This window comes from Hyphomicrobium facile (assembly GCF_900116175.1).
Taxonomy (GTDB): Bacteria; Pseudomonadota; Alphaproteobacteria; order Rhizobiales; family Hyphomicrobiaceae; genus Hyphomicrobium_B; species Hyphomicrobium_B facile.
On the sequence record NZ_FPCH01000005.1, the window covers coordinates 144,886 to 164,619 of the forward strand.

Consider the following 19,734-nt stretch of genomic DNA (forward strand, 5'->3'; position numbering starts at 1 on the left):
CCAGCCGCCAGTCAGAACCTTCGACAATGCGATCGCACTTATGCAGAAGCAGAAGGAGCACCATCGTCCCCTATAAGGTGACGGCAAGACCGGTTCGGAACTATCAACAAATGCTTATTTTATCGGCGTTATTCGTGTTCCTTGGCGATCATGCGAGGTCAGGTGCGATCATGTGATATCAGACGAATAACCGTCGGGTTCCAGGTTCAAGTCTTGGCGGGCCACCAACCGTGTCAGATCCGTTTGAGATGCAAAAAAGGCGCTGACCGAAATCAGCGCCTTGAAATTTGCCCTCGCACGTCGGCTTCGGGTCACGCCTGCTGGATGGCGGAAAGCTGCCAGCCATCGGCACGAGCACGATCGTCACGACGGAACGTCCAGAGTTCTGTTGCTTCGGTGGGACGGTCAAGATCACCGGAGACGACGCGACCCGTCTCCCGTTCTACCGTTGCGTCGATGAGGGAGTAGCGCATCGCAACCGTCGCATAGTCCGAGCCGTTGTCGCGCCAAGCCTCCGCCAGGTCACCTTGCAGGAGTTTTACGCCGGAGATTTCATTGCGCAGACCCTGCTTTGCCTTTTCCGAAATTTCCTCGCTGAAATAGGAGAGCATCTCCGGCGTGGTCATGGCTCCCAGCTTGTCAACGTCCTCGCGGCCATATGCGGTTTGAATATCCCCGAGCCGTCTCTCGAACGAATCGAAGTCATCCCCACCGATCGTGAGCGCCGGTTCAGACGCACCGGCGCTGGTTGCGGAGGCGCGGGCGAGGCCGGCTTGCGCAAGCGTATCACGCTGCGGCGTCCGCCCAAGGCCCTGTGGGACGGCGCGCCCAAAAGCCGGCTGGTTGCGAATTCTAAGCAGCATCAGCACGAGGTAGACGATGCCGGCGATAAGCGCGAACTGCAGGAAAAATCCGAGGACACTCGCCAATGCGCCGAATCCGAAGATGCTTGCGAGGCCGGCTGCGAACAAACCGCCCAGGAGCAGGCCGCGCATTCCACCGAAGCGCGAGGGTTGCGCTGCCGCTGCGGCGGGCTGTGCGCTCGCGGGAGCGCTTTTCGGAGCCATGGATCTTTCGATCGGCGCGGCCTTCGGAGCCGTATTCGTCGGCGGCGGCGCCATGAAAGTTTTACCTGCCCTGCTACCGAAGCTTCTGCCGCCCCCAGCGCGTGCATTGGCGACGTCGGCTGCGACAATCGCGAACCCCGCCGCCAGAGTAAGGATGAGAGCGACTAAACGTGAAAGCGACATACATATCCCCGAATAGAAATGACTTCAGAGGGTATATGGGTGCGCGATCGCTGAATGTCACGGATTTGACCGACGCAAGACCCGTCTTTTTCGGGGTCGCAGCAGCCGCTCAATGGGACGGGTCGCAGATCTTGCGACAAACAAGTCCTCAGAGCGAAAGTGCTGGTAAGCCGGGATGAAGATTTTGGCGTCCGGCTTTGCGATGAGGTGCTGAGCGAGTGGCCCGGGTGCTGCGCCGCTTCTCGCTTCTTGTTGGCGATGCGAACGCGAATGGTCGCCATCCAGCGATCATCGAGCATTTCGATATTTGCTTCGATCCTGGGATATCTATCCCGCGCCCGTGCGTTTGCGGGAATGAGCGCAACTCAACCTTGATCCGTCAGTGGCCATAGGCTGCTGACATTCCGATCCGAACGATGCGCACGAATTTCTTTAACCACACAAATCTTGCAACCGTTTGTGTCCGCGCGTGGTTACAGCCCCGACATCGGTAAGCTGGCAGGCCAATATGCGCACAATCTTTTTTATGGCGGCTTTTGCGATCCTAGTTCCGGAGGGCGTCGCCGCCGGTCAGGTTGGGATCGCCTCTCGATATTGTCACCACGATAGTGCAAGCGGGCGAAAGATGACGTGCCGGAGCAAGGTGGCTGCGCATCGCACCATTCCCTTTGGAACGCGCATCAAGGTGAGGAACTTGGCCAATGGCCGCTCAGTGATCGTCACGATCGTCGATCGCGGTCCTTTTGTGAAAGGACGCATCATTGATTTATCGGAAGGAGCAGCGAACGCTATCGGCTCCTCCGACTTGATGCGTGTTGAACTTACCCGTCGTTAGCCGGGGCGATTATCGTGCATCGATGAGGCCCGAATCCATGAGACGGCGGTGGAACGCTAGGATTTCCTGCGATTTCTTGCACGTGAAGTAGCGTCCGTCGCAGAGACCCAAAAGGCGTAACCGTTCCTGATAGGAGTCGGGCAACGGCAACCGTGCGGCCTGTAGCATGATCGTGCCTAGATAAGGCACATCGACAACATCGACCTCCGGCAAGGACGGGGGACGGTAGTTCACGCCATCAACGGAATAGTACGTCAGCAGGCCCCGGCTTTCAGGGGTCAGCTTGATGTCTTCGGCGAACGAACTCTCGTCGAAGCCGAGCAGCATGCGCGTTGCGATCGGCTGGTGGTCGCCGTATTGCACGATGAGAAAGCGCTCGTTTGGAAAGCGTTTCGAGAGTGAAGTCCGAAATTCGTCGTAGTCCATGTGCGCCAACGCGAGACGGCGCAGATATTCATTCATTTCCGGATCGGTTCCCGGGCCGCCGCCCGAAACGTGCACGTTTGGTTCGTACGTCTTGTCGTACGGAAGGTGGGTCGCCGACGTGATGACGAAAGTGAAGAGCGGGCTGTTCGACACCGCGACGTGGCGCTCGATGTCGTTCAACGCGTTTGCATAGTAGAAGCGATCCCGCTCGTCGAAGCGCTTTGCGCCCTGCGCCCTGTAATCGAAAATCTCCGGCATTCCGACGGTCGCGTAGAAGCGATCATTGGAAACGAACGCCTTCGGAACCGGGTAGAAGACGCTGTTGTGATATCCGCAGCGCGCCAGAACCTGCGGTACGGCGTCGTGGATCTTTCCCTGCATGAGCGATTGGACGAACGTGCGCATACCGCCGAACGAATAGGAGGATACGCCGGCGAGAACCGAGAACTCGGTGAGCCAGGACGCTCCGCCGTACGTTTCTACGCGCAGCTTGTGCAGGCGCCCGTCGAACGACTTGAAGAACGGGTCGAGCCGGTGGTCGTAGTTGATTTCGGAGAAGTATGAGGGAGGAAAAACGCTTTCCTGGTGGATCAGGATAATGTGCGGCGGCTTCTGCTGCAGAGCGCATGTGGGAATTTTGAAGGGCGGCATTGGCTGCGACTTCAGCGCGTCAAACAATTGGCCTTTCCACAGCGTCTCTAAAGTCTCCGACCACGAGGAATAGAACGACGAAACGTAGAGATGGTCCCAGTAGAACTGCGTATTCCGCCGTTCTCCTTTCGCGTAGCTCGCCCCGACACTCAGGGCGACGCAAAGGACGAACAGTCCGCCGCTGAAACGACGCGGAACACGCGAGCTATCAAGGCGCCAAAGCAACAGGCCCGAGACGAGAGCGATCGAAATCATCGCCAGAAGCGCGAGCAACATCGACCTGTGGTCCGTCCATAGGTAGACGACGGTCGACCATGACGTCAGGTAAAATACAACGTCGTAGGCATGCAGCACCATCTCGATGTAGTGCTGTTTGATATCGGAGGCGATAACGATCGACGCGACCAAGAGCGCGATCAGCGTGATGGAAAAAAGGATGCGCCTGGAAAGAAACGTCAGCGCGCATATCAGAGCCGCCGTGATCGCCCCTGCGAAGATGATGGTTTGGAGCCAACCTTCATAACACCAATGGTAATAAGCAAGGCTCGCCGCAATTGCGCTCGTTGCGTACCAGACGGCGGCAGCCGAAAGCTGACGCTGAAGCGGTTGGTCACCGATGCGCGTCAGCGACCCGGTCCGATCAATCAGTTCGACACTCATGGGAATGCAGTCGCCTTGGAGACCCCCGGTCGGCGGGCAAAACAACGTAGCTCTCGTCCAGTTTAGTTCAATACGTTTCTTCTCATTCCGCGGCGGATTTGAGGGTGATGATGAATTAGCCCTCATGCTGCAATGCAACCGCCCGGGGCGACATCCCGGTTGCGCAGGCGCATCTCGTCATCCAGGAAGGCAGAATCGAGAAAGGCAGAGGATCCGCACGATTGTCCTGGAGAGGGCGCCGGACGGACGCTCGCACTCCGCCCGATGGGGCGCGCGGAATATCCATTTGCCGTCGAGGATTTTTTCCCGCGGACGGCGCGGATACCCGTTGCCGGCGTCCGTCGCGCAGCGAGCGAAGTCGAAATCATACAAGTCTGTAACTATCCGAACGCAACGGAAACGCAGACGCACATTGCGCTCGCGCACGCGACGTTTATATCTTCCGGGCTTTGCGGAGACCGTTTATGGACGACGCCGTGTCTCGTCTTCCCATTTCTGCTTTTATCATTTGCCTCAACGAAGAGCGCTATCTCGGCAATTGCATAGAGAGCCTCGCCGATTGCGCGGAGATCGTCATCGTCGATTCCGGATCGACGGACGGCACGCTCGCGTTGATCCGCACTTACATCGACCAGGGATGGCCGATACGCGTGTTCCAGGAGGCCTGGCGCGGTTACGCGGCGCAGAAGCAGTTCGCGCTCGATCAATGCAACCAACCTTGGGCTCTCAACATCGATGCCGACGAACGTTTGGATGCGACGCTCGCCAAGGCGTTACCGGAGCTGATCGGAGCGGACGTCGCCGTCGTCGGCTGGCGTGTGGCGCGCCGGCCCTATTTGATTGGTCTCGGCTACACGCCGGAGCACGTGCGTGAGCGTAAAAACCTTCGTCTTATCCGGAAAGGCAAAGGCGCTTACGATCTATCGCAAACGGTTCACGAGGGCATTATCCCCTCGGGGCAGGTCAACGATGCCGGGGCCGGCAGCATCCTGCATTTTCGTCCGCTCATCATGGATGAGCAAATTCTGAAGGAAAATCGTTACTCCACCCTAAAGGCTGATCAACAGGTGGCGCAAGGAAAGCCAGCGAGCGTGATGAAGCTCATCTTCAGTCCGCCAATTTATTTCCTCCGGCTTTATTTTAGACACGGTCTATGGCGCTGTGGCGTTCCGGGCTTCATCCAATCTGCAACCGGCGCGGTGTATGCGTTTTTGACTCAAGCCAAAATCTATCAACGTCACGCGATGAAGCGCCATCCCACTGTCGACACAGCCGGATAATTACGGGTTCGCGAATGCACGTGATGCACTATCACTTTGGCAAGGACGGCGGCGCGGAGCGCTTTTTCGTTCATCTCGTTCGTGCGCTCGCCCGCCGCGGCCTGGAGCAAACCGTCGTCATTCGCAAAAACAGGAGTTGGCGCAGCGAAATCGAAGGTTCCGCAAACATCATCGAAAGTAACTTCCGCAATCTTTCGCCCGAACGGATTTTATTGCCGCTCAAGGTCAAGCGCATCGCTCGCGCGACGAAGCCCGATGCGCTTTTCGCATGGGCAACGAGGGCAAGCCGCCTCATGCCGAATTACAAGGACTGCATCCGGATCTCGCGGCTCGGCGACTTCCCGACAAATCTCGGCTATTTCAAAAATTGCGATGTTCTCGTCTGCAATACGCCCGCGATTGGCGAGCATGTCCGAAAGATCGGATGGACGCGCGGCGTCGAGGTCATATCCAACTTCACGAACACCGATCGTTCCGTTTCCGCCGATCGCACGGCACTCGGCACGCCGCCTTCCGCGCCTGTGGTCATGTCCATGGGGCGCTTTGTTGAGCGCAAGGGCTTTGCGCAGCTCATCGCTGCTGTTTCGCTGCTGCCGGGCGTTCATCTCTGGCTCGCAGGCGACGGCGAAGAGCGCGCCAATCTTGAAAAGCTGGCAACGGATCTTGGAATGTTCGATCGGACGCGATTTCTCGGCTGGCAATCCGATCCGCGTCCGTATCTCGCTGCTGCCGACATTTTCGTTATGCCATCGAGCCATGAGCCGCTCGGAAACGTCATCCTCGAAGCTTGGGCGCAACAAAAGCCGGTTGTATCAAGCCGTGCGGAAGGGCCGTCCTGGTTCATGCGGGATGGCGAGAACGGATTGCTCGTCGACATCGGCGATGTGAAAGGTCTCTCGAATGCGATCGCGCGATTGATCGCCGACCCGGATCTCGCGGCGCGAATTGCCGAGAATGGCAGTAGGACGCTTACCGACTGGTTTTCCGAAGAAGCAGTCGCCAACGCCTACATCGATCTCTTCAAGCAGAAGCCCTCGGCACTAGCGTAGACTTGCCTCGCCTAGCTGCCGCTCGCTCAATGCGTGAGGTTGATGATCGAGCCCGCTTGCGCTCGCTTCCGCGGCCGGCGCCGGGTATCGCAACAAGGCTCGATAAACTTCGAGGATCTTGCCTGCTTCGGTTTCAATCGAGAACTCTGCTGCGACGCGGCCGCGGCCTGCTGCTCCCATTTCCGCAGCGCGTTCCGGATTGTCCAGCAAGCGGGCCGTTGCTGCCGCGAGTGCCTCCACATCCGATGGCGCGACCAAGATACCGGTATCATCGACTACGATCTCAGGAAAAGCTCCGACCGTCGTCGCGACGACCGGTAAGCCACTTGCCATGGCTTCGAGCGGGGTCACTCCAAATCCCTCCCATCGTTGCGGAGCGACAAAGACATCGAGCGCGCGATACCAGCGCGGCATTTCCGACGTTCCGGCTTCCGGCAAAATCAGAAACCGTTCGTCAAGCCCCGCGGCTGCGATCTTATCCCGAAGCTCCGCCAGAAATTCCGTATGCGCAAAGGTTGCACGGCCTACCAATACTGCGCCGACGCCGGGGCGCGACGGGAGTACGCGCAGCATAGCGTCCACGAAAACATCGCTCCCTTTTCCGGGGCGAATGCGGCCAAAGCAGCCAACCAGCTTCAGGTCCGGAAGGCCAAGCTCGTCGCGCGCAGCAGCCCGACTTTGCGCCGGATGAAACGCGTCGGTGTTGATGCCATGGCCAATCACTGTCGCCGGATATTGGAGGTACGTTGCCGTTTTGGTGGACGTCGCGATCAAGCCGTCCATGCGGGCGATCAACGAGCGGGTCCAGCGGGTATGATGTCGTTGCGATGCCGAAGTGAACACGAGCCGCAGAGGAAAGCCAAGCACGTCCCGCAACACGACTCCGGCCAGCATCTCGATATTCCGGCGCGCGTGCCAAATCCGGTAATCTCCGTCGGCTGGCTTTCGCCAGAGCATCGGCAAATCGAGAACGCTCATTTTAGGCGTCGAGGGCGCCAACCCAGGACCCAATGCAGCAATTCTCGCGCTGCGCGCCAATACAGGCAAAATCCGTTCGAGCGTGGACGTGACGCCCGACAGGCGCCGGGTGAAATTCGGCGCGACGATCTCGAGGTCACGTACGGATACCGGCGTCGAGGGTCCGGCCGCGTTACCGCCTGGCGCAGTACCACTACTCTTTGTACGTCGGATGGCAGTCAGAATATTTCGGAGTCGGCCCGCCGGCGGTTTATCCTTGTGGAAGCCGCTGCCGCTTCCAGCTTGATAACCCTGATAAAGCGACCCGATGTGTCCGGGGGAAAACGCCCGCCTTTGACCACTTCCCATTGTGCCTCCCGGCAAGCCACTAAAATGGGCTCGTCAGGAGTTCTTGGTGGTCAGCAAAGGCTGAATAGCGTTCGTTTTGTTACGGTTTTGTATGCGTTGCGTTACTAACTATTCCGTGATGGCATCCGCGCAACAATAACAGCATCCATTGACGGGATCAGACGGTGCCTCAAGGCGAACAACCCGATTTTGCGCCGATCGCGCTGGTCTTCCTGGTCGTGCTGGGCATCTTCGGAATCGTCCATGCCTTGCTGGGGGATGGCCGCAATCTCGTCGATTACGCAATTGCGGTCGTACTTTGGCTCGGCGCGTGTTTGCTCGTCGTTGCTGCAGTCAATCAGGCTTTTCGCGCGACACGGGCCATTGCCGAGTTCATCCGGTCGCGAAAGGCGAAGAGAACCGTCGGCCGTACGATCGATCAATAATGCGGCGGGATACTGAATTCGGCGCGAATTTCGTCGTTGATGTAAATACGGCTGAGGAGTCGGCGAACGAGATTTCTTGTCTTTCGGAACCGCAGAATTGATTTCCTCGCCAGACTGACATTGTCACCGTGATGTCTAAGATAGATCGCCGCAGGAAACGGAACTGCTTCTAACCTCCGCCCCATTGCTGCGCTGTGTTTTGCGTACTCGGTGTGTTTTCCGTTTTCTATGATCGCGCAGACGCCGACGCCCGGCGTCAGATCATTTTCTCCAAGGTAGAAGACGCCGCATGTGCCGCAATGGCTTGGGAAATCATTCGTCAGGCAAAAATTTTGCCCTGCGACATTGAACAAATATCCGGCCTGAAATAGGTAGCCGATCTTATTGTCCGTGAGCGTTATGTGCCGCGTCAGACGATTACTGACGAGATCGTCCGCGTCCATCATCACGACGTACCCGCCACCGCGACGGCAAACTTCATCGGCGATCCTGCGAAGCTTGATCGTCTTATCGCGTATTTTTTCGCCCCAAGTCTGAGGGACTGCCCCTTGTACGCGAAGAAATTCTAATCGAGGATCATCGATGAACCGGGAAGCCGGAACGTCGTTGCATGCCACCAGAACCCGAATGTTTCCTTCCTGCGTAAGTACGGACTGAAGGGTCTGGTCCAACAACTCGACGACATGATCCCAATTGTTTGCTGCGAGCCGGCCAATCAGCGGCATGCAAAAATATATCGTATCTTCGGTCATTCAAAAATCGCTTCTGCTCACCGCAGGAAGGGGGCGCAAGTCCCATCCAATGCGTTGTCCTATCCCGGCTTGAATAGTCGATGACATGGGCAGCCGCCAACGGCTTCGTGGCGCTCGACAGGATTCATTGCTATCGAGTATTTCACAGGGAACTTTGGTGATATTCGAGCAGGACAGTTCAGAAGGCCAATGCGGAAAGTAGGAATCGTATGCGCGTTCAACCCCGGCAACACAGGCATGTTCTCGGTTGATCTCGCGGCCAGCCGGGTGTTCGACGCGTGGAACATCGAACACACCCTGATCAACTTTCAAAAGCGACGCTGGCGACTGCCCTTGAAGTATCAGGTCTCCAGGACTCCAAACAAGCTTGCACAGTACTCACACCTCCTCTTTTGGGGCGATTTCCAAAACAATCCCGTATACGGCACGCGGGACTTTGCGAACCGGGAAGTCAAGTTCGGGTACGCGCGCACAGCCACTGAGGGCGTGGCCAACTGGATTGGTCTGCATCTCGAACTTTCCAGTGTTTTGCCGAAGACCACGGTCGTCGCCTCCATCGGCAACTGCTTTCTTGGATCACGCGAGGCGGCGACACGGCACAACCTCTCCGCATCGCTGGCGACCTTTGCCGACACTGCAACACGGATCTTGCCGCGAGAATCCCAGTCCGGGGCGGAACTTGTGGAGGCCGCGGGGGGCTCACCACGCAGCAACATTTCAACCGGCCTTGACCCGGCATTTTTGCTGGATCCCCAGAAGAGAGAGGATTTTCGGGAGAGCAAATATTTCGGATACTGCTTTGCGAGATCCAAGGTCCAAGATGTCGCCGAGGGGCTCGACGCTATCAGCAAGGCGACGGGATTGACCGCTATTGAAGTGCCGTGGAGCGTCGGCAAGCGAAGAATATCGCAGAAGAAGATTTTTTCCGGCGCGTTAGAAGCGTTCGCACAATGCCGGTTCATCGTGAGCGACGTCTATCATCTTACGGTGAATGCGATCAATCACGGCATCCCCGTCATCGTTCTGAGCCGACGGCAGGAAATGACTCAATCGTCCGTCGATGATCAGAAAAAATCTGCACTGACAGATCAAATCGGAGCAAGCGGTTTGCACGTCATGCTGGCCGACGACGCCTCGTTCGTGACGCAGGTTCCGGCAGTCATCGAGGCATATGAAGCGCTGATGGACGGCCAGACGTCCTTCGACGAGATCACGGAAGGTCTCATGTCTCAAAAAATGCGCTATCGATCCGCAATCAAAGAAATCTTGTGCGCTTGATCACGGCAATTATCTGCCGTCGATGGATCGATAATAAGCGCTGTAAAATCCAAAGCCGCCCAAGATCTGGCCCGCGGCTTTGACGATACGGAGAGCTCCACCATAGAACAATGCTTTTCCGGCTGTGGGGAGAATGATCCATACGATCGCGCCGCAGAGCAAAACGAGGCTTCCTAGGACAAGTCCGCGCGATATCTTTGGGAGCAACGTCAGAAAGCCCCTGACGGCTCCCTGCTGAATTCGTAAAACCTGAGCTTGCGAAGTCGCGACCATGTATGTCCGCGAAATGCGCTTTTTGACGGAAAGGCGAGACGCCGGCAGCTCCTCGCGGAGCCGAGCTTCGGCCACCCAGATGATTTTTGCACCATTGCGTGTTGCCCGCCGGAAGAACTCGACATCTTCCGAACCGCCCAACAGCCGTTCGTCAAATCGTAGCGCCAAGCCGTCTTTGCGCACCAAATGCGCACGCATCAAAATGTTGTTGGTTGGCGCTCCTCGCAGAATTTTTCCCGTCGGACGGCACGGCCTGACGCGCGGCGTCCACCAATCGGGGGGCTCTCCCACGCAGATCTGTTCGACGGGTCCATTTGCTACATCGGCTTCAAATGTAACGCAGGCTTCATAAAGTTTTATCAGCCAGTCAGGTTCGGCATATTCGTCATCGTCGATCAGCGCGATCCAGTCGGCACCAAGTGCGTTTGCCAAATCAAGCGCTGCGTTACGGGCAAACGGAATTCCCAATCGTTGTTCGAGCCGGTAATGGATTTCTATCGGTGTTTGTTGCTGTATGGCAGACACGATTTCCGCTGAATCCGGCGTCAACGCGTTTTCGATAACGACAATGCGAATACGCGCATCGGACGGTGCTGTCAGATGTACGAGACTTTCCAGACATCTCCTCAGCATTTCCGGTCGCTGCGCTGTGCAAACCGCGACAACAAATTCAGTCATCTGCTCGTCACCAGCATAGTCAATGGCATGAAATCGATGTCTTAAACTGAAGCGATTCGAGCCTTAAAGCCCGAAATGCCTCTCGCGGTTTCAATATGCTGGGAATACCGTGTTGATAACTCTGCAAGCGTCAATTCATCGGTTTCAGCGACGTCGAGAGCGCGAGCGCCCTTCATGTTCATCGAACGCCGCTCCGAACAATCCGCATTCAAAGCAGGAAGTCTTTTTTCCACACTCATTTGCCCAACACCTGACTGGCTCAACGGCATCAAGCATCAGCCGCTCGAGGTGCAAATTTCTCGCAGACTTCAATAAAATAACTTCGCCTTCTTGAGCGGTATCCGTCAAGTGCCTGGCCAGCGCCTCCATGCTCGCGAACGCCCGGAATTTTCCGGTCTCGACGTCGTGACGTGGCGCATGCGCCTTATGTGCCCTCGCACCGACAAAGCAAACTTCGTCGGCTACTTTGGCCGCGGCCTGATACGTGTCGCGGTACTTTCTGTCGGAGTTCCCCCTGTAGTCGCTGATCTGACCCAGAATGAATCGCTTTTTGGTGGCGGCGATGGTTCTCAAGGTCTCCAAGGGCAATCCGATACTGTGATATGGCGCCTTCTCCGTATCGAGAATAAACTTCCGTCCATTCACACTGTAGACGCTCATTCGACCGTGCACGGCTGAGAAACTTGCGACTTTCTCGGCAATTGTATCGGCCGACACTCCCAATTCGAGCGCGCACGTTACGGCTGCGGTCACCGACAGCCAATTGTGCTTGCCGAGCAGCTGAGTTCGAAGAGGCATGCGGCCGTGGCGACTGTGTAGAACGAAATCAAGAGTGCCATCTGACGATAAATTCAAATCGGTGGCCCGATACTCACCGCCCTCCACTCCGAAAAACACGCATTTTGCACGAGTCATTTCTGCCATCGCGCGACAGTGCGGATCGTCGAAATTTAAAATGGCTCTCCCGTTGACAGGCAGAGTCCGAACAAAGCTGGCTTTCTCTTCCGCAACAGCTTCGATCGTTCGAAATGCCGTGCAATGCTCGATTGCGACGAGTGTGACGATCGCGATATCGGGCTTTATCAGCTCTGCAGCTTTAGGTAATTGACCTGGCGCCTCCGTTCCCTGCTCGAGCACGACGAAAGCGTCTCTCCGCCTAAGGCGCCGGAGGGTATGAACGGCGTCCCGAAATTGATTGGCAACGAACTGTGACCGAACACTGCCTTTTTCAGATAGAATGTGCGCCAACAGAGCGACGGTTGTCGTTTTGCCGCTACTTCCGGTAACCGCGATAACTTTGGCGTTCGTGAGCCGGCGATTAACGCGGGCTCTGACTTCGCGAATTTTTTTGCGCAGGCGTTTGAAGGCGTGACGAACGGCATTTGGCTTCGCGGTCGTCACCCCATAGCCTCCCCCTGACGGCCCTCGCCGCATTAATTCAGTCGCGCTTTTGCGCAGTCGATCTGCGGAAATTGAGCCCAAGAGACGAGCAGCTTTCTGTGTGCCGCTATCGATTTCTGGCTGACGAAATAGATCTAGCACGTTGAGCCGCGGACGCACAAACACGCTCGCGCATTACTTCCGCGATAGCGAACAACCACCGCTTCATTGTTTTTGCTCGCCGTTTGACGGTCAGAGCGGTTCGTACTAAGCCGTCGCGAGGCCACCATTTCCGCGGTCGCTTGAGGCGATCCGTCGCCGCGGAGGCTTCTCGATCGAAATCGCGACGGAGACGGCATTAGCCGACCGATGCCACCTGTTATTCTTCCTCAGACGCCGGGCCTTTGGGGCCATAGACCGCTGCAGGTCTTCCTTTGGGCGCGCGGTTTCTCGAAATTTTCATCGCAAATCCTGACGGTCGCTGTCGGCTGGCAGATCTACGACATGACGAGCAGCGCGCTTGCCCTCGGCATGGCCGGTCTCGCGCAATTTCTGCCGACTGCAGTTCTGGTCTTCGTCGCCGGACACGTGTCTGATCGATATGACCGCAGGCGGTTGATGCAGCTCTGCCAGCTCATCGAGGCCGTTATCGCGCTCTTTCTCGCGTGGGGCAGTTACGAAGGCTGGCTGACCGTGCCGCAGATCTTCGCCGCCGTCGCGCTTTTCGGCGTTGCCGCCGCGTTCGAGAGCCCTTCGACGGCTGCGTTGCTGCCGGCCGTCGCGCCTACCGGCATGCTGCAAAAAGCGACCGCGCTTTCAACCGGGGTCTTTCAGCTCGCGGCCATCACCGGTCCGGCTGTCGGCGGACTTTCCTACGGTGTCTCCGCAGCATTGCCTTACGCGATCATGGCGGGGTTCTGGGCGACAGCGGCAATCCTCAATGGCGGGATCAAAATCGAGAGGCCGGTCAGCGCGCGAGAGTCACCGACACCTGGGGCCCTCTTCGCGGGCCTGCATTTCGTTCGCAATAATCCCGCCATCCTGGGCACGATCTCACTCGATCTCTTTGCGGTTCTGCTTGGCGGCGCTTCCGCGCTGCTGCCGATCTACGCTCGCGACATCTTGCAGACGGGGCCGTGGGGGCTCGGAATGCTACGCGGCGCACAGGCCGTCGGCGCCTTATTGATGACGGGGTTTCTCAGCCGCCACGCGATCATCGACCGGGTTGGAATGCGCATGTTCCAAGCGGTCATCGTGTTCGGCGTTGCGACCGTGATCTTCGGACTTTCGCATACGCTTTGGCTGTCGGTGCTGGCGCTCGCGGTGATGGGTGCGGCTGATACGATCAGCGTCATCATCCGGGTTTCGCTGGTCCAACTCGCAACGCCCGACGAGATGCGCGGCCGCGTCGGCGCGGTGAACTTCCTTTTCATCAACGCGTCGAACCAGCTCGGCGAATTCGAAAGCGGAATGATGGCCGCTCTTCTCGGCGCCGTTCCGGCAGTCGTGTTCGGCGGCGTTGGAACGATTGCGGTGGCGCTGCTGTGGATGAAGCTGTTCCCGGCCCTGCGCGATCTGAACCGGCTCGAATAGTCTCGTTCAGGTCTCGAGGGTGTTTGGCGTTATCGCGTCGATGGTGCGTACGCCTGCGAGCGCCATCGTGACGTCGAGTTCCTTGGCGATGATGTCTATGGCTTTGCTGACGCCCGCCTCGCCCGCGGCACACAAGCCGTAGAGATAGGCGCGCCCAATAAGGCACGACTTCGCTCCAAGCGCCAACGCGCGGAACACATCCTGGCCGGATCGGATACCACCGTCGAACATGATCTCGATGTCCGATCCGACTGCGTCGACAATGCGCGGCAGCATGGAGATCGACGATACGGCACCGTCGAGCTGGCGGCCGCCGTGGTTCGAAACGACGATTGCGCTCGCCCCTGTTTGGACCGCGAGGCGTGCATCTTCGACGTCGAGGATGCCTTTGATTATGAGCTTGCCCGGCCACTGCTTGCGCACCCAGGCGACGTCGTCCCACGACAGCGCCTGGTCGAACTGACTGGCGATCCAATCCCTGTAGGAGGCGAGGCCCTCGGTCCCGGCGATGCGTCCTTGGACATTTCCGAAGGACTTCCTTTTGCCCATGAGGACATTGGCGATCCAGCCAGGTTTCGAAAGCGTGTTGGCTATCGTGCGCAGGCGGAGGCGCGGCGGCACGGAGAGGCCGCTGTGAATGTCGCGGTGGCGTTGACCTAAAACCTGAAGGTCGACCGTCAGCACGAGAGCGGAGCACTTCGCAGCTCGCGCGCGGGCAATGAGATCGGCAACGAAGCCGCGGTCCTTCATAAAGTAGAGCTGGAACCAGAACGGCTGCGTGACTGCGGCGGCTACGTCCTCGATGGAGCAGATCGAGAGCGTGCTGAGCGTATACGGGATGCCGGCTTTCGCGGCGGCACGGGCGGCTCTGATCTCACCATCGCGATATGCCAATCCGCTCATGCCGACCGGCGCGAGCGCGAACGGCAGACGAGATTTCTCGCCGAGAATGGTTTGCCTCAGATTCCGATTGGCAGCGCCTGCGAGAACGCGTTGGCGGATGTTTATATTCGCGAGGTCGCGGAGATTGGCGTGAAGCGTCCGCTCCGAGTACGAGCCCGATTCGTAATAGCCCATGACGTCGGCCGGCACCCGGCGGTGCGCCAAACGCCGAAGATCTTCGATGCAGGCAACAGTGTCGAGTGTCACGCGGTCCGTCCGAAGAACTCAGCCGCCGAATTTCAGTGAAGCGAAATCATGCATCGGCTTCGCTGACAGAAATGGCTACGCCCGGGTGGACGGATTTGAGCTGGCGAACGTCATCGAGAGCCTGTGCCCAGACGTTGCAAGGTCCGGCGAGGCGAATTTCTCCGCGCGTTTTCGATAGCGGCGTCGGCCCGAAGCCAATCGAGATCGCATCGCCGTCGGGCCAAAAGACGATGTCGCCCGCCTTGACGAGGACGCGCGCGTCAGGCTCAGCCGCGGAGCTAACCGGCGCGTCGAAATAAATTTCTTCGCCCCACGTGCGCGCCGCGGACTCGATGGGGAGGGCCGCCCAAATGCGCTCGGCGGTGGGCGTGTCGAGCAGCCTCGCTCGAATGGCAACACCCCCGGCCCGGATGACGATTTTTCGCATACCGCTCAATCCCGATCATGCCGCGCGACCGGGATCATCTGCGGTCGCAGAGGCGAAGTCTCTCATCGAGGCTCTCCGCCCACAAGGGGCTTCACGGCTCCGAACCCGAACAAAATGCCACTCGCTGGCTGAAAGTTGCCTAGAATCGTCCGGCGAGCAATGCATGGCCAATGCTGCAGATGCGAAAAGCACCTGCGAGGCACTTTCAAGCGCAGAGGATCTGCGATCAGGGAGCGGGTCCGAAGACCAGCGATGTGTTCAGACCACCGAACGCAAGCGAGTTCGACATCGTGTACCTGAGCTTCATCTCCCGGCCGACATTCGGGATGTAGTCGAGATCGCATCCCTCACCCGGCTCATCGAGCCCGATGGTCGGCGGTGCCCAGCTCTCGCGCATCGCCATGATGGTCGCGACGGCTTCGATGCCACCGCCTGCACCAAGGGGATGGCCGTGCATCGACTTCGTCGAGGAGATCGCGAGCTTGTAGGCGTGATCTTTGAAGACGTTCTTGATCGCCTTCGTCTCGTTGATGTCGTTGTCGGCAGTCGCCGTTCCGTGGGCGTTGAGGTAGTCGATCTGGTCCGGCGTGATGCCTGCTTCCGCGATGGCCGACAGCATGGCGACGCTCGGGCCTTCCACGGTCGGCTTGACCATGTCCTGGCTGTCGGACGCCATGCCGTATCCGCAAAGCTCAGCGAGGATTGTCGCTCCGCGCGCCTGAGCATGCTCAAGGCTCTCAAGAACAAGGATACCCGCGCCATCGGCCAGAACCGTGCCGTTGCGCTTCTTGGCGAACGGGAAGCAGCCTTCCGGCGAAAGAACATGAAGCGCCTGCCAGGCCTTCATCGTGCCGTAGTTGATGACGGATTCGGACGCACCTGCGATTGCAACGTCGGTCATGCCATCGCGGATGTAGTCGCGGGCAATGCCGATGGCGTGCGTTGCCGTCGAGCACGCCGAGCAGGTTGCGAACGTCGGTCCCTTGACGCCGAATTCGATGCCGACGTGAGCGGCGGCCGACGAACCGATGATGCGCAGAAGCGTCAGCGGATGTGTCGCGCGCTTATTGTGAATGAAGAGGTCGCGGTAGGCGGTCTCGAATGTGGTGAGTCCACCGGCGCCCGAACCGATGATGCACGCCGACCGATAAGGATCGGCGAGCGGCATTTCGAGCCCTGCCATTTTGATCGCTTCTTCGGCAGCTGCCGCAGCGAACCAGGAATAGCGATCGGCAAGCGTGATGATGCGATCACGTTTGAAATGTTTCAGGCGCTGCTTGGGATCGAAATCCTTGATCTGCGCAGCGATCAGAATTTTGAGATCGTCCAACGGAAATCCGGCGAGCGGGGTCACTCCGGATTTCCCCGCCTTCAGACTGGCCCAGAAATCAGGGACATTCTGCCCAATCGGGGTTACAACTCCGAGACCCGTGACGACGACACGGCGCCCCGGTTTACCATTCGACATCAATCAATCTTTCTTGTCTGACGAACGCACAGAAGCCCCATAAGGGGCCTCCGGCATTCATACCCGTTACGTCCGAAGACGCCGCGAGACCGTTAAGCTTTGGCTGCGGAAGCCTGCTTCGCGGCGATCAGCGACTTCACCCGATCCACGACCGAGCCAACAGTCTTGAAGGCTTCGACTTCCTCGTTGGCGTTGTATGGGATCTCGATCCCAAAGCCATCTTCGATGTCGAATACGATCATCGCAAGATCAAGAGACTCGATCTTGAGATCTGTTAGCTGGGTGTCGAGCGAGATGTCGTCGCGCGGCTCCTTCATATGCTTCTTGAGGATTTCGATAACCTTCGTCGCGACTTCGTCCATCGGCCTCTCCCACCCTCGCAATGTCTGCGATGGGCCAGTTTTGCTTGGCATCTACCTAAGCCAAGACCATTTCTTCAGCAAGCGGGGGGGTCACTTATCCTTAAACAACCGGCAAGTCTAGACGCGGACCGTCGCGCACCATCCGGTACCCCACTGTAGGTGCCAAAGTTGTACTATCCTAGAGGGGATAGGTTCGATCGAACGCTAGCTTTCGGAAACCTAATTTGACTAATATTGAGCGAGCGCTGCAAGCGTTCGAAAGTTCAGCGAAGTAAACGGGATCCGGACAACATAAAATCCTAACATACCGGGCGGATATGAAAGCCGAAACAACTCAGGCGACGATGATATCTCCCCTGTGGGTCGATCATTACCCGCGCGGCGTCGATTGGCACATGCCAATACCGAAACGGACGGTGCCGGAGCTTCTCGAACGGGCGGCGAACCAGTTTCCCGGTAAACCCGCCATCAGCTTTCTTGGCCGGACAACGAGCTATTCGATGCTTGCATCGGAGGTCGATCGGGTCGCGGCAGGCCTGCAGTCAATTGGAGTAAAGCGGGGCACCAAAGTCGGCCTCCTACTTCCAAACACTCCGACGTTCATTGTATATTATTTTGCAATACTGAAAGCAGGCGGCACAGTCGTCAATTTCAATCCGCTTTATACTCTCGAAGAACTGACATTCCAAGTCAAGGATAGCGAGACTGAGATCATGATAACGCATGATCTCACCCTGCTATTTTCCAAGACTGAGGCACTGATGCTCAGCGGCGTTATTGCGCGATCGGTCGTCATTCCGTTCGCCAGCGTGCTCCCGCCGCTAAAATCTGTGCTCTTTCGCCTACTAAAAAGGAAAGATGTCGCGGACGTCCGAGCGTCGCGCGCGGCCAATCGCGTCATCGATGGCGTGGCGCTGGCCGCGACATCCGCGCCGATGACGCCCGTCGCCATCGATCCGGACGAAGATGTCGCGGTGCTGCAGTACACCGGCGGGACCACGGGCACGCCCAAAGGCGCGATGCTGACGCACGCAAACCTAACCGCCAACACCGCCCAGATCGCGGCGTGGGCTGTCGATCTCGAGCCCGGAAACGAAAGCATTCTCGGGGCTCTGCCGCTGTTCCACGTCTTCGCGATGACCGTCGTGATGAACATGGGCGTCGAACTCGCGGCCAAGATCATATTGATTCCGCGGTTCCAGCTCGTCGAAGTTCTCAAGCTCCTCAATCGCGAGCGGCCGACGGTTTTGCCTGCTGTCCCGACGATTTTCACTGCGATGCTCAACTATCCCCAATTCAAATCGTACGACGTCTCGTCGCTGCGCTTTTGTATTTCGGGCGGCGCGCCTCTGCCGATGGAGGTCAAGCTCAAGTTCGAAGCGGTGTCGGGGGCAAAGGTCGTCGAAGGCTACGGACTTTCCGAGGCTTCGCCCGTGCTCACCTGCAATCCCGTTCAGGGGGAGCCCGTGGCGGGCTCCATCGGGCCACCGATGCCCGGTACCACCATTTCGCTTCGCGATATCGAAGACCCGACCAAGGAAGTCGCGCAGGGCGAGCGCGGCGAACTGTGCGCCAAGGGCCCGCAGATCATGAAGGGCTACTGGAAAAAGCCTGCTGAGACCGAAAAGCAATTCGTCGGAGAATTTCTGCGCACGGGCGATGTCGCGATCATGGACGAGCACGGGTATTTCTCGATCGTCGACCGGATCAAGGATCTGATCATCTGCTCCGGTTACAACGTCTATCCGCGGCGCATCGAGGAAGCGATCTACACGCACCCGGCAGTCGAAGAAGTGACGGTCATCGGCATCGCCGACGACTACCGGGGCGAAGCGCCCAAGGCTTTCATCAAGTTGAAAAACGGGATGCAGGCGACTGCGGAAGACATTCTCAAGCATCTGGAGCCGAAGATCTCCAAGATCGAGATGCCGGCTGCGATCGAGTTTCGCGATAGCTTGCCCAAGACGATGATCGGCAAGCTTTCCAAAAAGGAGTTGGCCGCCGAGGAAGCTAAGCGCGGCCGCCCGGCGTCATGACCGGCAAAACCGCGAACGCGCTTCCGTTGCCGCCCTCCGCCCATGAGGATGCGCATCACGAGCCCTCCTACACCATTTCGGCGCTCGCCAAGGAATTCGGAATCACAACGCGGACAATCCGCTTCTACGAGAGCCGCGGACTGATATCGCCGGAGCGTATAGGTACCGCACGTCGGTATTCGAAGCGCGACCGGGCGCGGCTCATCCTGATTTTACGCGGCCGGAACCTCGGCTTCACGGTCGAAGACGTGAGCGATTATCTTTCGCTCTACGATTCAGATCCGGGCCAGCTCGCCCAGACGCGTCACCTTCTCGACAAGGTGAAGGCTGCCATCGCGGAGATCGAGACGAAGCGGCACGACATCGAGCGCTCGCTGGCGGACCTCGCCGAGATCCGCGCACGCTGCGAAGCGCATCTCAAAAAGAACGCTTGAGC

18 protein-coding genes are annotated in these 19,734 nt (G+C 58.2%); 8 read left to right on the top strand and 10 right to left on the bottom strand.

What is annotated here, in order from left to right:
• Window positions 1-311: 311 nt before the first annotated feature.
• Window positions 312-1,250: a Tim44 domain-containing protein gene (locus tag BM399_RS20245; RefSeq protein WP_092869605.1), complete on the bottom strand. Its 939-nt coding sequence runs from the start codon at window positions 1,248-1,250 to the stop codon at window positions 312-314.
• 526 nt (window positions 1,251-1,776) lie between these two features.
• On the opposite strand from BM399_RS20245, the gene BM399_RS21445 reads away from it, so the two are divergent.
• Window positions 1,777-2,085, top strand: a complete 309-nt coding sequence (locus BM399_RS21445; RefSeq protein WP_280140603.1) for a septal ring lytic transglycosylase RlpA family protein — start codon at window positions 1,777-1,779, stop codon at window positions 2,083-2,085.
• Window positions 2,086-2,094: 9 nt separating this feature from the next.
• Here the strand turns inward: BM399_RS21445 and BM399_RS20255 are convergent, their stop codons facing one another.
• Window positions 2,095-3,822, bottom strand: coding sequence for a sulfatase-like hydrolase/transferase (locus BM399_RS20255; protein WP_244531410.1), 1,728 nt, complete (start codon window positions 3,820-3,822; stop codon window positions 2,095-2,097).
• Window positions 3,823-4,286: 464 nt separating this feature from the next.
• Here BM399_RS20255 and BM399_RS20260 point away from each other — a divergent pair, with 464 nt between their 5' ends.
• Together BM399_RS20260 and BM399_RS20265 are read left to right on the top strand one after the other, a co-directional pair.
• Window positions 4,287-5,102: a glycosyltransferase family 2 protein gene (locus BM399_RS20260; RefSeq protein WP_092869607.1), complete on the top strand. Its 816-nt coding sequence runs from the start codon at window positions 4,287-4,289 to the stop codon at window positions 5,100-5,102.
• 14 nt (window positions 5,103-5,116) lie between these two features.
• Window positions 5,117-6,151 carry a glycosyltransferase gene (locus tag BM399_RS20265; RefSeq protein ID WP_092869608.1) on the top strand — a complete coding sequence of 345 codons (1,035 nt, stop codon included), beginning with the start codon at window positions 5,117-5,119 and terminating at the stop codon, window positions 6,149-6,151.
• On the opposite strand, the gene BM399_RS20270 is transcribed toward BM399_RS20265, so the two are convergent.
• Window positions 6,143-7,129, bottom strand: coding sequence for a glycosyltransferase family 4 protein (locus BM399_RS20270; RefSeq protein ID WP_244531411.1), 987 nt, complete (start codon window positions 7,127-7,129; stop codon window positions 6,143-6,145). The genes BM399_RS20265 and BM399_RS20270 overlap by 9 nt on opposite strands.
• 512 nt (window positions 7,130-7,641) lie before the next feature.
• Here BM399_RS20270 and BM399_RS20275 point away from each other — a divergent pair.
• On the top strand, window positions 7,642-7,902 hold the full coding sequence (locus tag BM399_RS20275; protein ID WP_092869610.1) for a hypothetical protein: 261 nt from the start codon (window positions 7,642-7,644) through the stop codon (window positions 7,900-7,902).
• Here the strand turns inward: BM399_RS20275 and BM399_RS21285 are convergent.
• Window positions 7,896-8,654: a hypothetical protein gene (locus BM399_RS21285; protein ID WP_092869611.1), complete on the bottom strand. Its 759-nt coding sequence runs from the start codon at window positions 8,652-8,654 to the stop codon at window positions 7,896-7,898. The two genes, BM399_RS20275 and BM399_RS21285, sit on opposite strands and share 7 nt — an antisense overlap.
• Before the next feature lie 189 nt (window positions 8,655-8,843).
• On the opposite strand from BM399_RS21285, the gene BM399_RS20285 reads away from it, so the two are divergent.
• Window positions 8,844-9,932, top strand: a complete 1,089-nt coding sequence (locus BM399_RS20285) for a polysaccharide pyruvyl transferase family protein (protein WP_092869612.1) — start codon at window positions 8,844-8,846, stop codon at window positions 9,930-9,932.
• A gap of 9 nt (window positions 9,933-9,941) precedes the next feature.
• On the opposite strand, the gene BM399_RS20290 is transcribed toward BM399_RS20285, so the two are convergent.
• Both BM399_RS20290 and BM399_RS20295 read right to left on the bottom strand, forming a co-directional pair.
• A complete protein-coding gene (locus BM399_RS20290) occupies window positions 9,942-10,883 on the bottom strand; it encodes a glycosyltransferase family 2 protein (protein ID WP_092869613.1) in 942 nt (313 codons plus the stop codon).
• 144 nt (window positions 10,884-11,027) lie between these two features.
• Complete coding sequence (locus BM399_RS20295; protein ID WP_177228229.1) at window positions 11,028-12,284, bottom strand: Mur ligase family protein; 1,257 nt, start codon at window positions 12,282-12,284, stop codon at window positions 11,028-11,030.
• 348 nt (window positions 12,285-12,632) lie between these two features.
• Between BM399_RS20295 and BM399_RS20300 the strand changes: the two genes are divergently transcribed.
• Window positions 12,633-13,856, top strand: coding sequence for an MFS transporter (locus BM399_RS20300; RefSeq protein ID WP_092869615.1), 1,224 nt, complete (start codon window positions 12,633-12,635; stop codon window positions 13,854-13,856).
• A gap of 6 nt (window positions 13,857-13,862) precedes the next feature.
• Here BM399_RS20300 and BM399_RS20305 read toward each other — a convergent pair whose 3' ends face one another.
• The 4 genes from BM399_RS20305 to BM399_RS20320 form a co-directional block, all read right to left on the bottom strand.
• On the bottom strand, window positions 13,863-15,005 hold the full coding sequence (locus BM399_RS20305) for an alpha-hydroxy acid oxidase (protein WP_092869616.1): 1,143 nt from the start codon (window positions 15,003-15,005) through the stop codon (window positions 13,863-13,865).
• 46 nt (window positions 15,006-15,051) lie between these two features.
• Complete coding sequence (locus BM399_RS20310) at window positions 15,052-15,432, bottom strand: cyclophilin-like fold protein (RefSeq protein WP_092869617.1); 381 nt, start codon at window positions 15,430-15,432, stop codon at window positions 15,052-15,054.
• A 226-nt stretch (window positions 15,433-15,658) separates the two neighbouring features.
• Complete coding sequence (locus tag BM399_RS20315) at window positions 15,659-16,900, bottom strand: beta-ketoacyl-[acyl-carrier-protein] synthase family protein (RefSeq protein WP_092869618.1); 1,242 nt, start codon at window positions 16,898-16,900, stop codon at window positions 15,659-15,661.
• 92 nt (window positions 16,901-16,992) lie between these two features.
• Window positions 16,993-17,262 (bottom strand): acyl carrier protein, encoded by a 270-nt coding sequence (locus BM399_RS20320; RefSeq protein ID WP_045836129.1) that lies wholly within the window; start codon window positions 17,260-17,262, stop codon window positions 16,993-16,995.
• 317 nt (window positions 17,263-17,579) lie between these two features.
• On the opposite strand from BM399_RS20320, the gene BM399_RS20325 reads away from it, so the two are divergent.
• Together BM399_RS20325 and BM399_RS20330 are read left to right on the top strand one after the other, a co-directional pair.
• The gene (locus BM399_RS20325) at window positions 17,580-19,298 is read left to right on the top strand and encodes a long-chain-fatty-acid--CoA ligase (RefSeq protein WP_092869619.1); all 1,719 of its coding nucleotides are present in this window, start codon (window positions 17,580-17,582) and stop codon (window positions 19,296-19,298) included.
• A complete protein-coding gene (locus BM399_RS20330; RefSeq protein ID WP_092869620.1) occupies window positions 19,295-19,732 on the top strand; it encodes a MerR family transcriptional regulator in 438 nt (145 codons plus the stop codon). Before BM399_RS20325 ends, BM399_RS20330 begins: the two co-directional genes overlap by 4 nt.
• Window positions 19,733-19,734: the final 2 nt, after the last annotated feature.

Bases quoted from the DNA above. Each gene is read 5' to 3' on its own strand.
- BM399_RS20245 (WP_092869605.1), bottom strand. From the start codon at position 1,250: ATGTCGCTTTCACGTTTAGTCGCTCTCATCCTTACTCTGGCGGCGGGG.
- BM399_RS21445 (WP_280140603.1), top strand. From the start codon at position 1,777: ATGGCGGCTTTTGCGATCCTAGTTCCGGAGGGCGTCGCCGCCGGTCAG.
- BM399_RS20255 (WP_244531410.1), bottom strand. From the start codon at position 3,822: ATGAGTGTCGAACTGATTGATCGGACCGGGTCGCTGACGCGCATCGGT.
- BM399_RS20260 (WP_092869607.1), top strand. From the start codon at position 4,287: ATGGACGACGCCGTGTCTCGTCTTCCCATTTCTGCTTTTATCATTTGC.
- BM399_RS20265 (WP_092869608.1), top strand. From the start codon at position 5,117: ATGCACGTGATGCACTATCACTTTGGCAAGGACGGCGGCGCGGAGCGC.
- BM399_RS20270 (WP_244531411.1), bottom strand. From the start codon at position 7,129: ATGAGCGTTCTCGATTTGCCGATGCTCTGGCGAAAGCCAGCCGACGGA.
- BM399_RS21285 (WP_092869611.1), bottom strand. From the start codon at position 8,654: ATGACCGAAGATACGATATATTTTTGCATGCCGCTGATTGGCCGGCTC.
- BM399_RS20285 (WP_092869612.1), top strand. From the start codon at position 8,844: ATGCGGAAAGTAGGAATCGTATGCGCGTTCAACCCCGGCAACACAGGC.
- BM399_RS20290 (WP_092869613.1), bottom strand. From the start codon at position 10,883: ATGACTGAATTTGTTGTCGCGGTTTGCACAGCGCAGCGACCGGAAATG.
- BM399_RS20300 (WP_092869615.1), top strand. From the start codon at position 12,633: ATGCCACCTGTTATTCTTCCTCAGACGCCGGGCCTTTGGGGCCATAGA.
- BM399_RS20310 (WP_092869617.1), bottom strand. From the start codon at position 15,432: ATGCGAAAAATCGTCATCCGGGCCGGGGGTGTTGCCATTCGAGCGAGG.
- BM399_RS20315 (WP_092869618.1), bottom strand. From the start codon at position 16,900: ATGTCGAATGGTAAACCGGGGCGCCGTGTCGTCGTCACGGGTCTCGGA.
- BM399_RS20320 (WP_045836129.1), bottom strand. From the start codon at position 17,262: ATGGACGAAGTCGCGACGAAGGTTATCGAAATCCTCAAGAAGCATATG.
- BM399_RS20325 (WP_092869619.1), top strand. From the start codon at position 17,580: ATGAAAGCCGAAACAACTCAGGCGACGATGATATCTCCCCTGTGGGTC.
- BM399_RS20330 (WP_092869620.1), top strand. From the start codon at position 19,295: ATGACCGGCAAAACCGCGAACGCGCTTCCGTTGCCGCCCTCCGCCCAT.